The sequence below is a fragment of the Burkholderia sp. HI2761 genome (assembly GCF_002223355.1).
Taxonomy (GTDB): domain Bacteria; phylum Pseudomonadota; class Gammaproteobacteria; order Burkholderiales; family Burkholderiaceae; genus Burkholderia.
On the sequence record NZ_NKFN01000002.1, the window covers coordinates 163,137 to 177,786 of the forward strand.

The 14,650-nt window shown below is 68.1% G+C and carries 12 protein-coding genes; 6 read left to right on the forward strand and 6 right to left on the reverse strand.

Annotation, left to right across the window (positions count from 1 at the left end; translation table 11 throughout):
* Positions 1-62: 62 nt before the first annotated feature.
* Entirely contained in the window at positions 63-326 is a 264-nt protein-coding gene (locus CFB46_RS04915; protein WP_027783213.1) for a hypothetical protein, read from the reverse strand.
* On the opposite strand from CFB46_RS04915, the gene CFB46_RS04920 reads away from it, so the two are divergent.
* From CFB46_RS04920 to CFB46_RS04930, 3 genes are all read left to right on the forward strand, one after another.
* A complete protein-coding gene (locus CFB46_RS04920; protein ID WP_089499408.1) occupies positions 325-2,112 on the forward strand; it encodes an O-linked N-acetylglucosamine transferase, SPINDLY family protein in 1,788 nt (595 codons plus the stop codon). The two genes, CFB46_RS04915 and CFB46_RS04920, sit on opposite strands and share 2 nt — an antisense overlap.
* Positions 2,113-2,352: 240 nt before the next feature.
* On the forward strand, positions 2,353-4,551 hold the full coding sequence (locus CFB46_RS04925; RefSeq protein ID WP_089499409.1) for an O-linked N-acetylglucosamine transferase family protein: 2,199 nt from the start codon (positions 2,353-2,355) through the stop codon (positions 4,549-4,551).
* On the forward strand, positions 4,548-7,034 hold the full coding sequence (locus CFB46_RS04930) for a tetratricopeptide repeat protein (protein ID WP_027783216.1): 2,487 nt from the start codon (positions 4,548-4,550) through the stop codon (positions 7,032-7,034). Before CFB46_RS04925 ends, CFB46_RS04930 begins: the two co-directional genes overlap by 4 nt.
* Positions 7,035-7,275: 241 nt before the next feature.
* On the opposite strand, the gene CFB46_RS04935 is transcribed toward CFB46_RS04930, so the two are convergent.
* From CFB46_RS04935 to CFB46_RS04945, 3 genes are all read right to left on the reverse strand, one after another.
* Entirely contained in the window at positions 7,276-7,572 is a 297-nt protein-coding gene (locus tag CFB46_RS04935) for a flagellar protein FliT (RefSeq protein WP_027783217.1), read from the reverse strand.
* 29 nt (positions 7,573-7,601) lie between these two features.
* A complete protein-coding gene (gene fliD / locus CFB46_RS04940; protein ID WP_089499410.1) occupies positions 7,602-9,017 on the reverse strand; it encodes a flagellar filament capping protein FliD in 1,416 nt (471 codons plus the stop codon).
* 193 nt (positions 9,018-9,210) lie between these two features.
* Positions 9,211-10,029, reverse strand: a complete 819-nt coding sequence (locus CFB46_RS04945) for a flagellin domain-containing protein (protein ID WP_027783219.1) — start codon at positions 10,027-10,029, stop codon at positions 9,211-9,213.
* Positions 10,030-10,550: 521 nt separating this feature from the next.
* Here CFB46_RS04945 and rpsU point away from each other — a divergent pair.
* A complete protein-coding gene (rpsU, locus tag CFB46_RS04950) occupies positions 10,551-10,763 on the forward strand; it encodes a 30S ribosomal protein S21 (protein WP_006401410.1) in 213 nt (70 codons plus the stop codon).
* A 243-nt stretch (positions 10,764-11,006) separates the two neighbouring features.
* Here the strand turns inward: rpsU and CFB46_RS04955 are convergent, their stop codons facing one another.
* Positions 11,007-11,609: a DNA-3-methyladenine glycosylase I gene (locus CFB46_RS04955; protein ID WP_089499411.1), complete on the reverse strand. Its 603-nt coding sequence runs from the start codon at positions 11,607-11,609 to the stop codon at positions 11,007-11,009.
* A gap of 142 nt (positions 11,610-11,751) precedes the next feature.
* On the opposite strand from CFB46_RS04955, the gene CFB46_RS04960 reads away from it, so the two are divergent.
* Both CFB46_RS04960 and CFB46_RS04965 read left to right on the forward strand, forming a co-directional pair.
* The gene (locus CFB46_RS04960) at positions 11,752-12,633 is read left to right on the forward strand and encodes a BadF/BadG/BcrA/BcrD ATPase family protein (RefSeq protein WP_089499412.1); all 882 of its coding nucleotides are present in this window, start codon (positions 11,752-11,754) and stop codon (positions 12,631-12,633) included.
* Between the two features lie 258 nt (positions 12,634-12,891).
* A complete protein-coding gene (locus CFB46_RS04965; RefSeq protein ID WP_027783222.1) occupies positions 12,892-13,716 on the forward strand; it encodes a Cof-type HAD-IIB family hydrolase in 825 nt (274 codons plus the stop codon).
* A gap of 131 nt (positions 13,717-13,847) precedes the next feature.
* On the opposite strand, the gene aqpZ is transcribed toward CFB46_RS04965, so the two are convergent.
* Positions 13,848-14,588 carry an aquaporin Z gene (gene aqpZ / locus CFB46_RS04970; RefSeq protein ID WP_089499413.1) on the reverse strand — a complete coding sequence of 247 codons (741 nt, stop codon included), beginning with the start codon at positions 14,586-14,588 and terminating at the stop codon, positions 13,848-13,850.
* Positions 14,589-14,650: the final 62 nt, after the last annotated feature.

Sequence of the window (14,650 nt, forward strand, 5' to 3'; positions counted from 1 at the left end):
TCGCAGGTCGGACATCTTTCTACGATCAAGTCTAGCGAGCGCCGCCAGGATCGAATGTCGGATTAGCGGGTGGTTTCACCCCGCATTTCGATGGATGCGCGCGTGTCCGGCGCGAATTCGGGGCGCCCGCGGGCGCGGCTTGCAGTCGCGGGAATAGCGACCAATTCCAGCACCTGCTCGCCAAATTGGAACGCGGCGTGCGCGTGGAGAATTCGGACACGTCGGAGACCGTCGATGCGTGCGTCCGCGGGCGAAGACGTGTGCCGACGCAGCGGCGCCGGCCGCGATTCGAATCCCGTATTGGCTACCAGGACGACATAGCTCATGATGCTCACCTCCCCCGCCGCCGCCACGATCGAACAGGCGCTGGCGCACCATCAGGCCGAACGGCTGGAAGAGGCCGAGACGCTGTACCGGCAGATCCTCGACACCGATCCCCGGCACGCGGACGCGCTTCACCTCCTCGGCCTGATCGGCCATCAGTACGGGCGCTATCAGGAGGCATCCGACCTGATCATGGCGGCGATCGAGATCCGGCCGGACGCGATGTACTACTACAACCTCGGCAACGTGATGCAGGCGGACAACCGTTACGCCGCCGCCGCCGAGTGCTTCCGTCTCGCAATCGAGCTGCGACCCGACTACGTCGATGCGTACAACAACCTCGGCAACGCGCTGCGGCTCGCCGGCGACGTCCGCGCGGCCGTCGATGCGTTCTGCCAGGCCATTGCGCTGAAGCCGGACAACGGCCAGGCCTACAACAACGTTGCGAATGCGCTGTTCGACCTGAACGAGATTCCGGCCGCGCTCGAGGCTTACCGGCACGCGGTCGCGCTGCGCCCCGAACTGCCGGAGCCGCGCAGCAACCTGCTGTTCGCGAGCCACTTCAGCGAAGCGTTCGACCACGACGCCTATCTCGCCGAGGCCGCGCGCTACGACGAACTCGTCACGCGCTGCGCGAAGCCGTGGACGGACTGGCTCGTCGACCTGGCTCCCCGGGGCGGGCGGCCGCTGAAGATCGGCATCGTGTCGGGCGACCTGAAGTCGCATCCGGTCGGCTATTTCATCGAGAGCATGCTGAAGCATCTCGACGCGAACCGGATCGAGATGCATGCGTACCCGACGCGCGACGTCGAGGACGACGTGACCGCCCGCATCAAGCCGGCCTTCTCGACATGGACCAGCATCGCCGGCCTGAGCGACGAAGCGGCGGCTGCGCGTGTCCGCGCGGACCGCATCGACGTGCTGCTCGACGCGGCGGGCCACACGGTCTACAACCGCCTGCCGTTGTTCGCGTGGAAGCCGGCGCCGCTGCAGGCGAGCTGGCCCGGTTATTTCGCGAGCACCGGCGTGGGCGCGATCGACTACGTGATCGGCGACCGTCACGTGCTGCCGCCCGCCGAGGCCGCGCATTTCACCGAGCGGCCGTGGCACCTGCCGGACAGCTATCTGTGCTTCACGCCGCCGGCCGAGCCTGTCGACGTCGGCGCGCTGCCGATGCTCGCGAACGGCCATCCGACCTTCGGCTATTTCGGCAAGCTCGCGAAGATCACCGATCACGTCGTCGCGGTCTGGTCGCGCGTGCTGCAATCGGTCACGGGCGCGAAGCTGTTCGTGAAGGCCGAGCATCTCGACGATCCGCGCGAGCAGCAGGCGCTTGCCGCGCGCTTCGCTGCGCACGGCATCGACGCGCAGCGCCTGATCCTCGAAGGCCGCTCGCCGCGCGCCGAATATCTGGCCGCGTACGGGCGTGTCGACCTGATGCTGAGCCCGTTCCCGTATCCGGGCGGCACGACGACCGCCGAAGCGCTGTGGATGGGCGTGCCCGTGCTGTGCCGGCGCGGCGAGCGCTTCCTGTCGCACATCGCCGAGAGCCTGCTGCATTCGGCGCGGCTGCCCGAGTGGATCGCGGACGACGACGCCGCGTATGTCGCGAAGGCCGTCGCGCAGGTCGGCCAGCCTGCCGAGCTGGCGGCGCGGCGCACGACGCTGCGCGCGCAGGTGCTCGCGTCGCCGCTGTGCGACGCGCCCCGCTTCGCGCGCCACTTCGAGGACGCACTGCACGGCATGTGGGCGCAGCACGTCGAAGCCACGCCGGCCGCAACCGTGTGAGGCCGCTCGCGACTTGACGTGCGTGGGCATTTCCACGTTGGCGGCAAGCGGAACATGGCGCCCCTCGCGCCGAACACCGCGCCGGCCGACGCGATCGTCATGCCGACCGGCGGCGCGTGCGCGACACCGTCGTCGGGATGGCGCGCGATGGGATTGCGGCGCCGGCCGTGATGATCGGCACGGCGGCAGGCCGATCGACTTCCGACGCGAACCGCATCCCTATTGAGCAGGACAGACGAGATGGGCGGAACAGGACAGGCATTGCAGGCGGCGCTCGCGCATCATCAGGCGGGGCGTCTCGCGGAAGCGAAGACGCTGTACGGCGCGATTCTCACCGCGCAGCCGGGCCAGCCGGATGCGCTGCATTTCCTCGGGCTGCTTGCGTGCCAGCTGAAGCAGTACGACGCGGGGCTCGCGCTGATGGAGCAATCGCTCGTCGAGCGGCCGGACGCGTCGTACTTCAACAACCTGGGCAACATGCTGCGCGAAAGCGGCCGGCTCGACGACGCGATCGCGCACTATCGGCGCGCGGTGGCGCTGCGGCCGGACTATCCGGAGGCGCACAACAACCTCGGCAACGCGTTGCGCGACGCACGCGAGCCGGCGGCCGCGATGCAGAGCTGCGCGCGCGCGATTGAGCTGCGCCCCGGCTATGCGCAGGCGTACAACAACCTCGGCAATGCGCTGCAGGATCTGGGCGACCTCGATGGCGCCGCCGCGCATTACGGCCGCGCGATCGAGCTGGATGCGTCGATGGCGATGGCCCATGCGAACCTGAGCGCCGTGCGTCACAAGCAACTGCGCTGCGCGGAAGCGCTCGCGCATGCGCAGGACGCGATCCGGCACGCGCCGAACCTCGGCGACGCACATAACCACGCGGGCAACGCGTATCACGGACTGAACCGGCTCGAGGATGCGCAAGCGTGCCATCGCACGGCCGTCACGCTCAATCCGGCGGACGCCGGCGCGTGCCACAACCTGTCCGTCGTGCTGTTGAAGCTGCAGCGGCTCGACGAGGCGCTCGTGTATTGCCGGCAGGCGTTGCAGGCCGGCCCGCCGGCCGTGTTGATGCACGTCAATCTCGGCGACATCCTGCGCGCGCAGGGCAACGTCGATGCCGCGGTTCACGCGTATCGCGACGCGCTTGCGCTGGTGCGCGACGATGCCGACGACGTGGCGGCGACCGTGCTGAACCGGCTGCTGTTCAGCGCGGCGGCGTCCGCTTGCGTGAACCCCCCCGACTATCTGGCCGACGCGCGGCGCTACGGCCGGCACCTGGCCGCGCGTTCGACGCGCCATGCGCACGATCCGCGCGAGCGGCGCGCGCGCGCGCAAGGGCGGCCGCTGCGCGTCGGCTTCGTGTCCGGCGACCTGCGCCTGCACCCGGTCGGGATCTTCCTGGAAAGCGTGCTCGCGCACCTCGAGCGCACGCGCATCGACCTGCGCGTGTACGTGACCACGGACGAGGAGGACGCGATCACCGCGAAACTGAAGCCGCACGCGAACGGCTGGCGCTCGATCGCCGCGCTGGGTCCGGACGTGGCCGCGCGGATGATCCACGACGACGAAATCGACGTTCTCGTCGACCTCGCGGGCCATACGCAGTCGAGCGGGCTCCCGGTGTTCGGCTGGAAACCCGCGCCGGTGCAGGCGAGCTGGCTCGGTTTCTTCGCATCGACCGGCTGCGACGCGATCGACTACTTCATCGGCGACCGCTACACGCTGCCGGACGCCGAAGCGCATCACTTCGTCGAGAAGCCGTGGCGGCTGCCGGACAGCTTCCTGTGCTTCACGCCGCCGGCCTGCGACGTCGAGGTCGGCCCGCTGCCGATGGCGGCGAGCGGCCATCCGACGTTAGGTTGCTTCGGCCAGCTCGTGAAGATCGGCGACGACGTCGTGCGCGCGTGGTCGCGCATCCTGCACGCGCTGCCGAACGCGCGGCTGCTGCTCAAGGCGCACGAACTCGGTCGCGAGGGCGTGCGCGACGCGACCGCCGCGCGCTTCGCGCGGCATGGCATCGACGCGGACCGGCTGATCCTCGAGGGCGGTTCGCCGCGCGCGGAATACTTCCGCGCATATAACCGCATCGACGTCGCGCTGAGCCCGTTCCCGTATCCGGGCGGCACGACCACGGCCGAAGCGCTGTGGATGGGTGTGCCGGTGCTCGGCATGAAGGGCGGACGCTTTGTCACGCACATCTGCGAAAGCGTGCTGCACGCGGCGGGCATGGGCGAATGGGTCGCTGACGGCGAGGACAGCTATGTCGCGAAGGCGATCGCGGCGGTGCACGATCGCGAGCGCCTCGCGGCGCTGCGCGCGAGCCTGCGTGCGCAGCTGCTCGCGTCGCCGTTGTGCGACGCGCGCCGGTTCGCGGCGCATCTCGAAGCGGCGTTCCTCGCCATGTGGCAACGCTATACGAACTCGGAGCAGGAAGCATGAACGATATCCACGACACGCTGCAGTCCGCGCTCGCGCATCATCAGGCGGGGCGTCTCGCGGAAGCGAAGACACTGTACGACGCGATTCTCACCGCGCAGCCGGGCCAGCCGGATGCATTGCATTTCCTCGGGCTGCTCGCATGCCAGCTGAAGCAGTACGACGCGGGGCTCGCGCTGATGGAGCAATCGCTCGTCGAGCGGCCGGATGCGTCGTACTTCAACAACTTGGGCAACATGCTGCGCGAAAGCGGCCGGCTCGACGACGCGATCGCGCACTATCGGCGCGCGGTGGCGCTGCGGCCGGACTATCCGGAGGCGCACAACAACCTCGGCAACGCGTTGCGCGACGCACGCGAGCCGGCGGCCGCGATGCAGAGCTGCGCGCGCGCGATTGAGCTGCGCCCCGGCTATGCGCAGGCGTACAACAACCTCGGCAATGCGCTGCAGGACCTGGGCGAGCACGAAGCGGCGGCCGCGAGCTACGCCAAGGCCGTCGCGCACCAGCCGCAGTACGCGGATGCGTACTGCAATCTCGGCAACGCGCTGCATGCGCAGGATAAATTCGACGATGCCGCGGATGCCTATCGCCGCGCCATCGCGCTGCAACCGGGCTTCCGTGTCGCGCACCGGGGGCTGAGCGCGACGCTGCGCGCGGCCGGCGATCTGCACGGCGCGATCGACCATGCGCGCGAAGGGCTCGATCCGGGCGACGCAGACGCGCACTGCGTGCTGGCAAGGTTGCTGCAGCGCATCGGCGATTTCGACAAGGCGCTCGAACTGCTCGAGCAGGCGGTCGCGATCGACCCCGCGCATGCACAGGCATGGGCGTGGCTCGGCGATTTGCGCAACCAGCAGGGCGAATACGGGCAGGCGGTGCAGGTGTGCCGGCGTGCGATCGAGGTCGATCCCGAACTGGCCGACGCATACAACTTCCTCGGCTTCGCGTATCACAACCTCAACTTGCTGGCCGCCGCGGAGTTGAGCCATCGGCATGCGATCGACCTGAACCCGGACGACGCCGACGCGCATCACAATCTCGCCGCCGCGCTGTTTCGGCTCGAGAAGCTCGACGAGGCGATGAAGCACACCGAGATCGCGAGGGCGCTCGGCATCGATCCGCTGAAGGTCCAGATGACGCTCGGTGACATCCTGTGGGCGAAAGGGGATCTCGCCGGCGCGCTGGATGCGTTCCGCTCGGCGATCCGGCACGACCTGCATCGCGCGTACTCGCGGATGCTGTTCAACATGTCGAGCTCACCCGCGTTCGAGCCGCAGGAGTGGGTCGCCGAAGCGCGCCGCTACGGCGAGCATCTCGAGCGCGACGCGCATCCGTTCGAGCACGACCGCGCGCAGCGCGTCGCGCAGGCGCAGGGGCGGCCGCTGCGCGTCGGCTTCGTGTCGGGCGACCTGCGCCAGCACCCGGTCGGCATCTTCCTGGAAAGCGTGCTCGCGCGGATAGACCGGTCGCGCATCGAGCCGCATGCCTATGTGACCTTCGTCGGCGAGGACGACGTGACCGCGCGGCTCAGGCCGAACTTCGCGAGCTGGAAGAAGGTGGTCAGCCTGGGCCGCGAGGAGGCCGCGCAACTGATTCGCGACGACGGCATCGACATCCTGATCGATATGGCAGGCCATACCAACTGGAGCGGCCTGCCGATCTTCGGGCACAAGCCCGCGCCGGTGCAGGCGAGCTGGCTCGGTTTCTTCGCGACGACCGGTTGCCGCGCGATCGACTATTTCATCGGCGATGCGTATACGCTACCGGCCGACGAGGCGCATCACTTCACCGAGCGGCCGTGGCGGCTGCCGGACAGCTACCTATGCTTCACGCCGCCGCCGTACGATGTCGCAGTCGGCCCGCTGCCGATGGCGGCTCATGGCGGCGTCACGTTCGGCTGCTTCGGCAAGCTGATCAAGATCAGCGACGAGGTCGTCGCGCTGTGGTCGCGCATCCTGCACGCACTGCCGGACGCACGCCTGCTGCTGAAGGCCCATGAGCTCGGCGCCGGCGACGTGAACCAGGCGACGCTCGACCGCTTCGCGCGGCACGGCATCGGCGCGGATCGGCTGATTCTCGAAGGCGGTTCGCCGCGTGCGGAGTACTTCGCCGCGTATAACCGCATCGACATCGCGCTGAGCCCGTTCCCGTACCCGGGCGGCACGACCACGGCCGAAGCGCTGTGGATGGGCGTGCCGGTGCTCGGGATGAAGGGCGGCCGGTTCGTCACGCACATTTGCGAAAGCCTGCTGCACGCGGCGGGCATGGGCGACTGGATCGCGGAAGACGAGGACGCGTACCTCGCGAAGGCCGTCGCGTTCGCGCGCGACCGCGACGGGCTGGCGACGCTGCGTGCAACGCTGCGCGAGCGCGCGCTGGCGTCGCCGCTGTGCGATGCGTCGCGCTTCGCACGCAACCTCGAGGACGCGCTGCACGGCATGTGGACCCGCTACGCGGCCGGCGAGACGGCGCCCCGGGACGCGTGACGAGCGGGATCGCGCCACGGCTGGAAGCCGCGCTCGCGCATCGTCGGGCCGGCCGCCCGAGATGATCGACGCGGCCGGCGAGCGGGCGACGCGGGCGTAGCCGGCGCGATCCGGCTCGCGCTCCCGCTTGCACGCGAAAAAAAAGCCGCATTGAAGCGGCTCGACGGTACGGCGACAACGGACCGCTCGACTGGCGGCGTCTTTTAATTCGAAATGCGCGGCGGGCGAGACGCCCGGCCGGTCACAGCATGCCGGCTTTCTGGTACTGGCTCGCGGCCTTGATCCGCTCCCGGGACTGCGCAAATTCCGCAGCCAGGCGGTCACGGTCCGTCTGCGCATGCTCCGTGATCGACGCGTCGATCGCCATGATCTGCCGCACCTGGTCCAGCACGTCCGGGGTCTGCTCGCCGGACAGGTTCATCAGCAGCGGCGAGCGTTCGTCGGCGAGGGCCGCGACGCGCACCCAGTCGCGCGCATCGGCCGCCGACTGCATGGCACGGGTCAGGTCGAAGGCGCGGGACAGGGTGTCGTTCGTCATGGTTCTGCTCCGAAGGGGGCGGCCAACGCTTACTTGTTGTTGGCCATCGCGCCGGCGCTGTTCTGGCCGCCGAACAGCTGGGTCAGGTAGCGGGTGTTGTTCGCCATCGTCGCCATCAGCGTGTTCAGCGCGGTGAATTGCGCATTGTATTGCTTGGTCAACTGGTCCGAGTAGCTCTGCAGCTGCGTCGCCTGACCCTGCACACTCTTCAGATCGGCGTTGATCGCGTTGGTGCGCTGGTCGATCAGGCCGGACGTCTGCGTGTACGAGTTGATGTTCGCATTGAGCGCCTGGGCGATGCCGTTCGTCTGGTTGAAGATCGCCGTCACCGCGGAACTGTTCGACTTGAGCGCGGTGGTCAGCGCGGCGGTGTCGACCGACATCGCGCCGGTCGAGTCCACGTTGATGCCGATGCTGCCGAGCGCATAGGTCGTGCCGCCCGTCGTGACGCCGCTGCTGAGCGTCGTCGCGAGTGCGCTCCTGATCGTGTTCAGCATCGCGTCGCCGAGCAGCGGGCCGGCGGTCTTCGCGGTCGAGTCGTAGCTCGACAGCGATTTCGCGGTATTCACGAAGTTGGTATACGCGGTCGCGAAATTGTTGATCGCGGTCGTCGCCGCGGCCGTGTCCTGCGACAGCGTGATGGTTTGCGTCGTGCCGACCGCGGCCTGCGACAGCGCCAGCGTGACACCCGTCAGCGCGCCCGACACGTTGTTCGACGCGCTCGACACCGGCGTGCCGTCGATCGTCAGCTTCGCGTCGGCGGCCGACGTGACCGTCGTGTACCCCGACGTCAGTTTCGAGTTGACGCCGGTGCCCGTGATCGAGATCGTGTTGGCTGCACCGGTGACGTTCGACTGCATCACGAGATGCTGGCCGTCCGAACCGGTGATGACCGACGCGGTGACGCCGGCATTGCCGGACGCGGAGTTGATCGACGACGCGATGTCGGACAGCGATGCGCCGGCCGCCACGTTGACGTTGAACGCGGGGTTGCTGCCGAAGGTGATGCTCAGCGAACCGGCCGAGATCGTGTCCGCCGACGTCACGCCGGCCGACGACAGCTTGTTGGCGGTCGCGAGCTGCGTGACATTGACCGAATACGAACCGGCCACCGCGCCGCTGCCGCTCTTGATCGTCGTCGCGATGCCCGTGCCGCTCGCCGTCGCGGCGAGGCTGCCGAGCGCGGTGCCGTCCGAGAGGCCGGTGAGCGCGGTCTGCAGCGCGGACAGCGCGCCCTTCAGCTGGCCGATCGCGGACAGCTGCGTATTGTCGTTCGTCTGTCGGGTCTGCAGGGCCTGCAATTGCCCGGCCGTCTTCGCGTTCACCAGCGTCGTGACGAGCGTATTGACGTCGAGCGTCGAATTGGTCGCGCCGCTGATGATCGATTGACCTGCATTCGCCAGGATGGTGCTGATGTCCGTGCTGCTGACGGGGGTGGTGGCCATGCCGTTGCTCCGGTCGTCCGCGCAATCAACGTGCGCGATGCGGCGGGGCGCCGCGGTTCAATGCAAAGAGGGAGGCGTGCCTCCCTGGAGAATTCCGGTCTGGGCGGTTTCGGCGGCGTCGCGATGCGTCGCATGGCGACGCCGCCGTGCCCGGAGGCGGGCGGGCACGTGGCCCGCCGCGGGTGCTGCTCGATTAGCCGAGGAGCTTCAGGACTTGCTGCGGCAGCGAGTTCGCTTGCGCCAGAACCGAGATACCAGCTTGTTGCAGCACTTGAGCCTTGCTCAGGTTCGCCGTTTCCGTCGCGAAGTCCGCGTCGGTGATCTGCGAGCGAGCGGCGGTCATGTTGGTTGCCTGGGTTTGCGTCGTCGAGATCGCAGCCTGGAACGTGTTCTGTGCTGCGCCCAGCGTTGCCTGGAACGTGTTGACTTGCTTCAGTGCCGCGTCGATCGCCGTGATCGCCGATTGCGCGCCCGACTGGGTGGCGACGCTCAGGCTGTTCACGCTCATGCCCGTGCTGTTCCAGTTCGCCGTGCCGAAGTCGACGGTAACGACCTGGTTCGCTGCTGCGCCGATCTGGAACGTGACGCTGCCGGCGCCGCCCAGGATGGTCTGGCTGTTGAACGTCGTTTGCGATGCGACACGGTCGATTTCGCTGAGACGCGTCGTCACTTCAGCTTGCAGGTTCGCGCGAGCGCTCGAATCCAGCGAGCCGTCGCCCGCTTGTTGCGCCAGCGTACGGATACGCTGCAGGTTGTCGACCGTCGATTGCAGCGCGCCGTTGGCGGTCTGGATCATCGAGATGCCGTTGTTCGCGTTTGCAACACCTTGCGTCAGCGCATTGATTGCCGCCGTTTGCGACGTCGAGATCGCCAGGCCTGCTGCATCGTCAGCAGCGGTGTTGATGCGCTTGCCCGACGACAGGCGGTTGATTGCTTGCGACAGTGCGCTTTGCGAGCCCGACAGATTCGTCTGCGTCGTCAGCGAAAGGATGTTGGTGTTGATGTTCAGCATTTGCTTCCTCGTTTTGGAAAATGCCTGAGATACAGACAGGTTCTGATTTCGGCGTGGCGCTTTTTGCGTCTGGCGCTGCCCGCCTTTCCTGGTTGACGGCGGCACCCGGCGAAAACTTTAGAGGGATGTTTGAGGAAATTCGGGACCGAAGGGCCGGTTTCGCCGGGAAGGCGCACGGGGCATGGCGGGCGGCGTGGCGGCCGTGGCGCGAGAATCGCGCGGTTGGGCGGAACGTTTGCCCGCGACCGACAAAAGGGTGGTTTTATCTGTGATTCCCTGCTATGATGGCGGGCTGAATTGAGATTTTCTGTCACGCCTTTGCCGGTTTCGGCATGTCTGCTGACAGTCAAACGCGGCGCTGCACGCGGTTGTGAAGCGTACTCGCGGTGCTTTCCGCCTCTCTTTTCCGGCCTCCGAGGCCGTATTTCCGCTCGTTTCGCCTGTTGTGGGGGACGCTCGGATGGCCGGTGCGTGGCGCTTGGCCGCTACGTTTTTGACCGTTTAAGCAATTTAGGAACGACATGACGACGATTCTTCTGAAAGAAAACGAGCCGTTCGAAGTGGCGATTCGCCGCTTTCGTCGCGCTATCGAAAAAAATGGCCTGATCGCTGAACTGCGTGAGCGCCAGTCTTACGAAAAGCCGACCGCAGTCCGCAAGCGCAAGAAGGCAGCAGCCGTCAAGCGCCTGCACAAGCGTCTGCGCAGCCAGATGCTGCCGAAGAAGCTCCACTAAGAGCGTCTGCCGGTTCGCCGCGAAACGGCGGAGTGTGCCTCGGAAGAGGCCACTCCGCCGTTTTGCTTTTGCAGGCCGGGAAAATCCCGGGGGTGTTCCCGCCGACTGCCGAGGCCCGGCGGTGGGCGGGCGGTGAGCGGGCGAATCGTCCGCATGCGCGAACGAGGCGGCTAGGCACGCGAGAGCGGCGGCCACGCGGCGCCGGCGCGCGCCTACGCCCGCGCCGAGTGGCCCCCTGCGTTGTCAGCCTGTCTTGCGCCGGCGTGCCGGCTGCTTGCCGCCGAGCGCCGCGCATTGCGCGTGGCACGGGCAACCGGCTTCGTGATCGTTGACCATGCCGGTCGCCTGCATCAGCGCATAGCAGATTGTCGAGCCGACGAACTTGCAGCCGTACGCCTTCAGCGCCTTGCTGAGTGCGTCGGACTGCTCGGTCGACGCGGGAGCGTCGCGGTACGACTGCCACGCGTTCTGGACCGGCGTATCGCCGACGAACGACCACAGGAACGCGGCGAGCGACCCGTGCTCTTCGCGGATGCGCTGCACCGCGCGCGCGTTGGTCACCGCCGATTCGACCTTCGCGCGGTTGCGCACGATGCCCGGGTTCTCCAGCAATGTCTCGATGCGCTTGGGCGTGAAGCGCGCGACGGCGTCGACGTCGAAATCGGCGAACGCTTCGCGGTAGCCCGCGCGCTTGTTCAGGATCGTCGACCACGACAGCCCGGCCTGCGCGCCTTCCAGGATCAGCATTTCGAACAGGTGGCGATCGTCGTGCGACGGCACGCCCCACTCGGTATCGTGATAGTGAGCGTCCGCTTCCGTCTTCACCCAGTTGCACCGCTGCGACATCGTCTGCCTCGTTTTCAGTGTCGATTCGATCGCGCCAGCATAGCGGAAGCCCTTTGAGCGGGATAGCCGGCCGAACGGCAGATGGGCGCGCGGCGCCGATCCGGTTAAGCTTGGCGCCTGTTCGAATCAGCGGGATGAAGGCATGGCGGCATTACTTTTTGCGATCGGCATCGACGGCGGCGGCACGGGCACGCGCGCGGTGCTGGCCGACCGGCACGGGCGCGAGCTGGCGCAGGGGCGCGGCGGCCCGTCAGGGCTCGGTCTCGGTATCGAGCGCGCATGGGCGTCGATCGGCGCGGCCTGCGCGGACGCGTTCACGCAGGCCGGTTTCGCGTTCGAGTGGTCGCAGTGCGCGCTCGGCTGCGGGCTCGCCGGCGTCAACAACGCGGCGTGGCTCGCCGCGTTCCGCGCGCAGGCGCCGCTCGGCGCGCTCGCGGTCGAGAGCGATGCGTACACGACCGTCGTCGGCGCGCACGGCGGCGCGCCGGGGCTCATCGTCGCGCTCGGCACCGGCAGCATCGCGGCGGCGCTCGATGCGGCCGGCGCGTGCCGGATCGCGGGCGGCTTCGGCTTTCCGTCCGGTGACGAGGCGAGCGGCGCGTGGCTCGGCGTGCGCGCGCTCGCCTATGCGCAACAGGCGCTCGACGGCCGCGTGCCGTGCGACGCCTTCGCCACGGCGCTCCTTGCGGAAACGGGCGCGCAGAATCGCGACGCGCTCGTCCAGTGGTCGTGCGATGCGAACCAGACGGTCTACGCGCGTCTCGCGCCGATCGTGTTCGCGCATCGCGCGCACCCGGTCGCGAGCGCGTTGATCGCGCAAGCCGGCGACGAGATCGGCAAGATGATCGACGCGCTCGATCCGCAGCAGGCGCTGCCGGTCGCGCTGTGCGGCGGGCTGGCGGACGCGCTCGCGCCGGCCGTGCCGGCGCGGCACGCCGCACGGCTGCGCGCGCCGCTCGACGATTCGGCGCATGGTGCGCTGCGGCTCGCGCTGGAGGCGTTGCGGGCGGCGGAGAGCCGCTGAGGTGAGAGCGGGGCGCGGTAGATACCGCGTCGCAGCAACACCTCGGGCGGCGCGTGGCCGGCAACCGCCCCGCGACCCACCCGGCGACCCACCCCGCGACCCACCCCGCGACCCACCCCGCGACCCACCCCGCGACCCACCCCGCGACCCACCCCGCGACCCACCCCGGCGCCCCACCCCGCGAACCGCCCGGCGCGCGATCGGGCGCGACGTTAAAATGACGCTTCCTCCGTGCCGCGAGCGCCACTTTCCAGCCCCATGTACAAAGTCATCGCCACCGATCTCGACGGTACGCTGCTCAACAGCGACCACCAGCTCGACCCGTACACGATCGACACCGTTCGCCGGCTCGACCGCGACGGCGTGCAATTCGTGATCGCCACGGGGCGCCATTACGCGGACGTCGCCGGCATTCGCGATGTCCTCGGCATCCGGCCGTACCTGATCACGTCGAACGGCGCGCGCGTGCATGCGCCGGACGACACGACGATCCACGCGCAGGACATCGACGCAGCGGTCGTTCGCAGCCTGGTGCAGCCGGAAGTCGTCGGCGCGCACGGCCGCGTGATCGTCAACCTGTTCACCAACGACGGCTGGCTGATCGACCGCGAAGCGCCGCACCTGCTCGAATTCCACCGGGATTCGGGCTTCCGGTACGACGTGATCGACATGGCCGCGCACGACGGCGCGGCCATCGCGAAGGTGCTGTATATCGGCGAACCGGCCGATCTGGCGGTCGTTGCCGAGCAGATGCGCGTGCAGTTCGGCGATACGCTGTACGTCACGTACTCGCTGCCCGATTGCCTCGAAGTGATGACCGCGAACGTGTCGAAAGGGCGCGCGTTGCGCACGGTGCTCGCGCGGCTCGGCGTCGACACCGGCCACTGCATCGCATTCGGCGACAACATGAACGACATCGACCTGCTCGAAACCGCCGGTCATGCATTCATGATGAACAACGCGAACCCCGACCTGATGGCGCGGCTGCCGCACATCCCGCGGATCGGCAACAACTTCGACGCGGGCGTCGCCCGCCACCTGCGCACGCTGTTCTCGCTCGAAGACGACGTCGTCGCGTCCTGAACGCCCACCTCGGGCGCGTTTTCCGCGCGGAAATGAAAAACGGGCGCCAGGGGCGCCCGTCGAAATTGCCTGCCTCGATGTTCTTCGACAGCGTGAGGCTCGCTGCTCTGCTCGCGTGACCCCGTAGTGTTTTATTCGATGGTGCGAGCTGATGCGGGCAGCAGGTCGACGGCGTTGTCACGTCCGGCGACCAGCGGGTAGATGATCCCTGCGAGTACCGCGCCGATCAGCGGCGCCGCCCAGAACAGCCAGAGCTGGCCGATCGCGTCGCCGCCCACGAACAGCGCGGGGCCGGTCGAGCGAGCCGGGTTCACCGACGTGTTGGTGACCGGGATCGAGATCAGGTGAATCAACGTCAGGCACAGGCCGATCGCGATTGGCGCGAAGCCGGCCGGCGCGCGCTTGTCGGTCGCCCCAAGGATGACGAACAGGAAGAAGCCCGTCATCACGACTTCGCAGATGAATGCCGCGCCGAGCGAGTAATGGCCGGGCGAGCGATCGCCGAAGCCGTTCGTCGCAAAGCCGCTGCCGACCAGGTCGAAACCCGGCTTGCCGGTTGCGATCAGGTACAGCACGAACGCGCCGAGCGTGGCGCCCACGACCTGCGCGACGATGTACGGCGCGAGATCGCGTGCCGGGAAGCGGCCGGCGACCGTCAGGCCGACGCTCACCGCCGGATTCAGGTGGCAACCCGAGATGTGGCCGATTGCGAATGCCATCGTCAGTACGGTCAGGCCGAAGGCGAGTGCGACGCCGGCAAAGCCGATGCCGAGGCCCGGAAAGGCGGCGGCCAGCACGGCGCTTCCGCACCCGCCGAGCACCAGCCAGAACGTGCCGAATACCTCTGCAGCCAGACGCTGAGAAAGATTCATGTAAGGACCTCGTTCAAGTGGGTTGAAGACCCCGGACGACGCAACGGATTTATTCCGTCGTC

Excerpts from the sequence above, each read along its gene's own strand:
- CFB46_RS04960 (WP_089499412.1), top strand. The coding sequence starts at position 11,752 with ATGGCGGCATTACTTTTTGCGATCGGCATCGACGGCGGCGGCACGGGC.
- CFB46_RS04935 (WP_027783217.1), bottom strand. The coding sequence starts at position 7,572 with ATGACGAACGACACCCTGTCCCGCGCCTTCGACCTGACCCGTGCCATG.
- CFB46_RS04965 (WP_027783222.1), top strand. The coding sequence starts at position 12,892 with ATGTACAAAGTCATCGCCACCGATCTCGACGGTACGCTGCTCAACAGC.
- aqpZ (WP_089499413.1), bottom strand. The coding sequence starts at position 14,588 with ATGAATCTTTCTCAGCGTCTGGCTGCAGAGGTATTCGGCACGTTCTGG.
- CFB46_RS04920 (WP_089499408.1), top strand. The coding sequence starts at position 325 with ATGATGCTCACCTCCCCCGCCGCCGCCACGATCGAACAGGCGCTGGCG.
- CFB46_RS04955 (WP_089499411.1), bottom strand. The coding sequence starts at position 11,609 with ATGTCGCAGCGGTGCAACTGGGTGAAGACGGAAGCGGACGCTCACTAT.
- fliD (WP_089499410.1), bottom strand. The coding sequence starts at position 9,017 with ATGGCCACCACCCCCGTCAGCAGCACGGACATCAGCACCATCCTGGCG.
- CFB46_RS04945 (WP_027783219.1), bottom strand. The coding sequence starts at position 10,029 with ATGCTGAACATCAACACCAACATCCTTTCGCTGACGACGCAGACGAAT.
- rpsU (WP_006401410.1), top strand. The coding sequence starts at position 10,551 with ATGACGACGATTCTTCTGAAAGAAAACGAGCCGTTCGAAGTGGCGATT.
- CFB46_RS04915 (WP_027783213.1), bottom strand. The coding sequence starts at position 326 with ATGAGCTATGTCGTCCTGGTAGCCAATACGGGATTCGAATCGCGGCCG.
- CFB46_RS04925 (WP_089499409.1), top strand. The coding sequence starts at position 2,353 with ATGGGCGGAACAGGACAGGCATTGCAGGCGGCGCTCGCGCATCATCAG.
- CFB46_RS04930 (WP_027783216.1), top strand. The coding sequence starts at position 4,548 with ATGAACGATATCCACGACACGCTGCAGTCCGCGCTCGCGCATCATCAG.